Annotated in this window: 4 protein-coding genes and 1 pseudogene; 2 read left to right on the forward strand and 3 right to left on the reverse strand. The window is 37.1% G+C overall.

The features are described from left to right. A pseudogene (locus F947_RS14430) lies at positions 1–169 on the reverse strand (IS3 family transposase); the annotation flags it as partial. A 20-nt stretch (positions 170–189) separates the two neighbouring features. Between F947_RS14430 and F947_RS14090 the strand changes: the two are divergent. Together F947_RS14090 and F947_RS00145 are read left to right on the forward strand one after the other, a co-directional pair. Next, the gene (locus tag F947_RS14090; RefSeq protein WP_171527277.1) at positions 190–333 is read left to right on the forward strand and encodes a DUF3761 domain-containing protein; all 144 of its coding nucleotides are present in this window, start codon (positions 190–192) and stop codon (positions 331–333) included. Between the two features lie 217 nt (positions 334–550). Continuing rightward, entirely contained in the window at positions 551–1,015 is a 465-nt protein-coding gene (locus F947_RS00145; RefSeq protein ID WP_004968108.1) for a hypothetical protein, read from the forward strand. Between the two features lie 116 nt (positions 1,016–1,131). Here the strand turns inward: F947_RS00145 and F947_RS00150 are convergent, their stop codons facing one another. Continuing rightward, positions 1,132–2,241 carry a hypothetical protein gene (locus tag F947_RS00150; protein WP_004968110.1) on the reverse strand — a complete coding sequence of 370 codons (1,110 nt, stop codon included), beginning with the start codon at positions 2,239–2,241 and terminating at the stop codon, positions 1,132–1,134. Between the two features lie 1,760 nt (positions 2,242–4,001). Continuing rightward, entirely contained in the window at positions 4,002–4,205 is a 204-nt protein-coding gene (locus F947_RS00155) for a hypothetical protein (protein WP_004968112.1), read from the reverse strand. Between the last annotated feature and the right edge of the window lie 472 nt (positions 4,206–4,677).

Below are 4,677 nucleotides of genomic sequence, written 5' to 3' on the forward strand. Positions count from 1 at the left end.
GTTTATCTAAATATTTTTGATACCAAACACGTAGTGTTTCAGGAGTACAACCTATCTTGGGAGCAATAGCGGTGATCGCAGCCCAATTCGATGGATAATCTTTTTCAGATTCAATCAATAATTGAACCGCTCTTTCTCTGATTTCAGGGGCATATTTTAATTTTGTCATCGGGATAGTCTCTCAGAATATTGACTCTCCGACAAACCCGGTACGGTTCAGCAAATAAGCAACCTTCTAATGCAACAGCGAAGTGTAGAGATGGGACTTGGTCTTTTAGCTTGAATAGGAGAGGTACTTGTTCTGGCCATGGTGGAGTAGCTAACTGGCTTTAGAACTTAGAATACTTCTGATTTAAAGCTTATCATGCAATATGCTTAAAACTTAAAAACCAATAAAAACAGGAATTTTAAGTTCCTATTTTTCATGTTAGAACCCATTTAAAGTGTCTATATTCTCACCAATTAAAATGTCTATATCCTCATCTATAAACTTGTAAAAATTAAAAATTAATATTATCGTATTACTATCAAAAACAAAAATGGATTACATATGCTTCCAATGTTAGCTTCACAACTTCAACAGGAAACAGGTTGGCGAGTTACTAGCTGTGAAATTCTATTAGATCAATCTCATACAAATACTGATGAATCTTTTGGCAATATAGAAATAACATCAAAACATGGTATTACCTTATTTTTCGGGTTCACTTCATCTACCAATAAAAAAATAGAAATGGATGAAATCCGTATTTTCAATGCAGAAAATATTGAAGTTTGTATTGATGAAAATGATGCAAATAATGTTTTCGCTGCTGCTTATGATATTGTCGATCAAACAAATTGGCGAAAAATTGCAATAAATGCAAAATATGAAAAGCAGAGTAGAAAAGTTAAAAGTATAAGTTTTAATCGGGAAAGTGAGGCTGATCTTTTACACTTTGTAGAAAATCAAAAAGATTTTTCAAACTGGGTAAAAAGCAAAATTTTAGAAGAAGTAAGTAAATCTCATGGATGAAAAAAGGCTTACTTTCATGGGCTTTTTGATTATCGATTTAACATAAAATCTCTTATACGAAATTTGCATGTTAGAACCTATTCAAAGTCCGTATTTAATAGCTTCTCTTAGCGGATTTACTCATTTTCAAGCACTTGTAAGTAAAGCTCATCCGCTTTTTGAGCAATGGCTTTGCCATTCTCACGCATTTCTAATTCTTTAGCTACATAGGCTTGAATCGGTATGTTGTAATAGCCACCACCATAGTAGTCTTTAATGAGTTTCAAAGGCACTTCCACACCATATTCATCAAAAAGATTACGTCTGTAATTATATTCATGGATCGTATCCGCATAGGTCGGCAATCGGGGTAGATAGGTCAAGTGTGGTGTAGCAATTTCCATCTGCATCCATGTTTTCTGCTTCTTAGACCTGTACTTTAAAAAACGCTGTGCAAAATGGATAATCTGCCCTGCTTGGGAACGGCTTGCTTTGAAAACAGACCATGTTTCAACCATCAGGAATAGATTTTTAATGTCGGCTCGGTTCTTCTCTGCTAGAGAACTATTTTTTTGACTAGCCAATTTATTAATAGAATCAGTAAATTTAGTTTTAATTTTTTCAATACTTTGCTTTGTATATCGCCAAGTCCACGTATAAGCCCTTACTCTGTCTTTGTAGTCTTTTTCATCACCCAAGATGAGCTGTTTATAAGTCTTATGCGTATCTCTAAAAAGCTCCATAGTCACCAGGGCAGTAGGTTTGACAGCAATTGGATTTTTTAAGACAAATTGTTTTGGCTCATTATCTTTGAAGTAGTCTGCAATCAAGGTCTTTTCTGCTGAGATCGAATCAAGATCCCACTTAAAGCCTTTGTACTTCTCTTTAAGAGTCTGAATCTTCAAACGCTCCGACTCTTTGGCAAGTTTATTAATCTCAATACCGTTGAAAGTATTGAAATCTCTACTTGTAGGCGTAGTGAATAAGCAATACAGAAACCATTTATTTTCATTAAAGACATCTCTTTGCACGATCATCGTGCAAATAGGATGACCCTTTTCTAGGCGGTAAGAACGCTGTCTTGGTGAAATACCCAACTCATAACGCTCTGTCATCTTATCCAAAACGGATTCAATGGATTTCTTAGAACTGTCGTACTCAAAGCTGAAATAAAAATATGCGCCATTGGCAACATGGTCAGCGAGCCGTTGCATTGTAAATTTTGTGTGTGGACTAAAAATTATCATCCAAAATATTTCCAATCATTGTTATCAAGGGTTAATTCACAAAATACGCTGTTTTTTGATCAAAAACTAGCATTGTAATCGAGTAAAAGGATTTTTGGTTTTTAGCTGTTTTTTGCTTTTTCCATAGCGAAGCTATGGTGAACTTGCGAAGCAAGTTTTAAGGACTTCTAGACGGTGTTTGTAAGAGGGTAATAAGTAGTTCCATGCGAACGCACCTAGACAGCATATTTTTTGTGCATTATGATTTTCTCATCAGTTGTGAAGTGTGTCTGACCAACGCACCTAAAAGACCTAACCGTTTTTTAGTGTGCCGTTAGGCACACTAAAAATTTTGATTTTCAACAGCTCACAGTGGAAAGGTTGACAGCCTGAAAACTGCTTGACGAAGCGGACTGCTGCGGAAACGTAGCTCGGTACGCTTTGATGAGGGCTGATGAGGGGTGGCTTTTGCCTACCCTCAAATTCTACTCAATCCACTTCATTGTTGGTTCTTGAAGTTGGGCGACAAGGAAACGGAATCACCGAAAGGTGGCGAATGGGTTAAACCCCATTCTAGGCTGAAAGGGCTGAAATCCTGCTTTTGAAGAAATAGTGAGTGAAATCCATAGATGGAGAGTAGCGTTAATAACTACCGTTCTTCGCTGAATCTTTATGGTTTGGCGAGGTGCGTGGCACACACGATGGCTTCTGCGGTATTCGAGAGGGTACAGGCGATCAAGGTGAAAGCTGGCGAGAGTGGCACTTTTGGGTCAGGTGGTGAATTTGTCGTGATGACATTCCATTTTGGCTCGAAAGGTCGATGTATAGCTTAAACGTGTTAAAGGTGGGGAGAGATCCTCATCGACTGTGCTAAGTAAGTGTTCTACCCATGATGATATTTTTTAAGCTGCGGAATCGGTATTTTGGAACTGCGTACCGAAAAGCAAGGAAAAAGCTTAGAAACTTAGTGGATGAACGTACTGCTTGTTAAGACTTCAATTGATAACTTGGGACGCACTTTTATGTCATTAGGTTTTGTCACCTAAGTTTTTGAATAACTAAATTTTTAGTTATCGACATAGATGTGTTGGAGCGATCTTTAGTAGCGCATATAAGGCAGATTTTTGCCGAAGTTGTACTGTAATAATTCTGAATAAGTTGTTGTTTTTATTTGTAAAATAGATAGTAATCTATAATTACAGGTAAAATTGATAATCAATAAGAATTTTCTTTTGAGTTGTTTTATCAAAAGTTGGTTAAAAAACCATAGCTACCGTTGTCAGAAATGACTTGTTAAGGGAATCGTGGTTTTGCGAAAGAGTGATGTTGAGGCTATAGGGGACTGTAGTTGAGTGTGTTACTTCCTGCATGGTCATAGTGCTTGAAGGCTGTGGATTTAAAGCCACAGGAGAGTCAAAAAGGTTAAATGGGGATTGGTCTCCCCTGCTGTTCGAGTTGGTCGCTCGAACTAAACTAAACTTCTGAAGACATAGTTTTTCGAGGTTGTTATCCACCATAGGATAAATATTTTCTGATTTTATGAATAAAATTAGCGTTTTAAAGTTTGGTGTTGGTTGGTTGGCAATCGGCACTTCGACAAAATTTTACGGTGCATACGTTATAAGCATTTTTTAGACCCCCTCGGATATTCTTGCCAACAGAATATCGAAACGAGGTGGGTTGTCTAAATGCTCACCATTTGCGTTTTAAGGCACTTTAAACTAAAACCTATAGGTAGAATAGGAATGACCAATAAAACGCCAAATACAGCAAACCATGCGCTATAAATCCACATCTCTTGGTGTATCTTGCTCTCGATCTGTCATAAAATCTTCTAACCCTGTTGGGTCATCATGGTTTTTAAAGAACTCCTCCCAAGTTACTTCACAAAAGACACCATCTTCATTGGCTCTAAACCATCGTGGTTTGTTGAAGTTCTTCATCGAGAGAGAAACCAAATCTTCATCTTTTTTATCTTTGCTCATCTCAGATCCTCTTTAGCGAGTGTCTACGAGCGACACAACGAAAATTTGCGCCTAGACTCCCTGAAAAACTGCTTTTTAAAATATTTGCTTCAACAAATTGAAAGTAGATCACATGCTGATCTTTGCACCTAGACCGAGCGAAGCGAGCATAAAAAACTTATGAGCGAAGCGAATTCCGAGTTGCTTTTGCCTTTTCTTAAAGTAACAAGAATATTAACTAAAAATTGCCCCACGAATCGAGCGAAAGCGAGATTCAATAGAGTTTGAGCGTAGCGAAAACCAAGGGCAATTTTTCATTTATTTTTTCATTTACTAATTTTAAAAGCTTTATTAAAAGCTTTTAATAGCTTTTAAAAAGCTTTTAAAAAGCTTTACGGCCAGTCTCAATGTATTGCTATATCAGTGTTTCAGACACTAAAGTGGGGGCGAAATGTTAGGTTTTTGACTTTAAGTGGGGGCGAAATGTTAGGTT

The sequence above is a fragment of the Acinetobacter towneri DSM 14962 = CIP 107472 genome, from assembly GCF_000368785.1.
Lineage (GTDB): Bacteria > Pseudomonadota > Gammaproteobacteria > Pseudomonadales > Moraxellaceae > Acinetobacter > Acinetobacter towneri.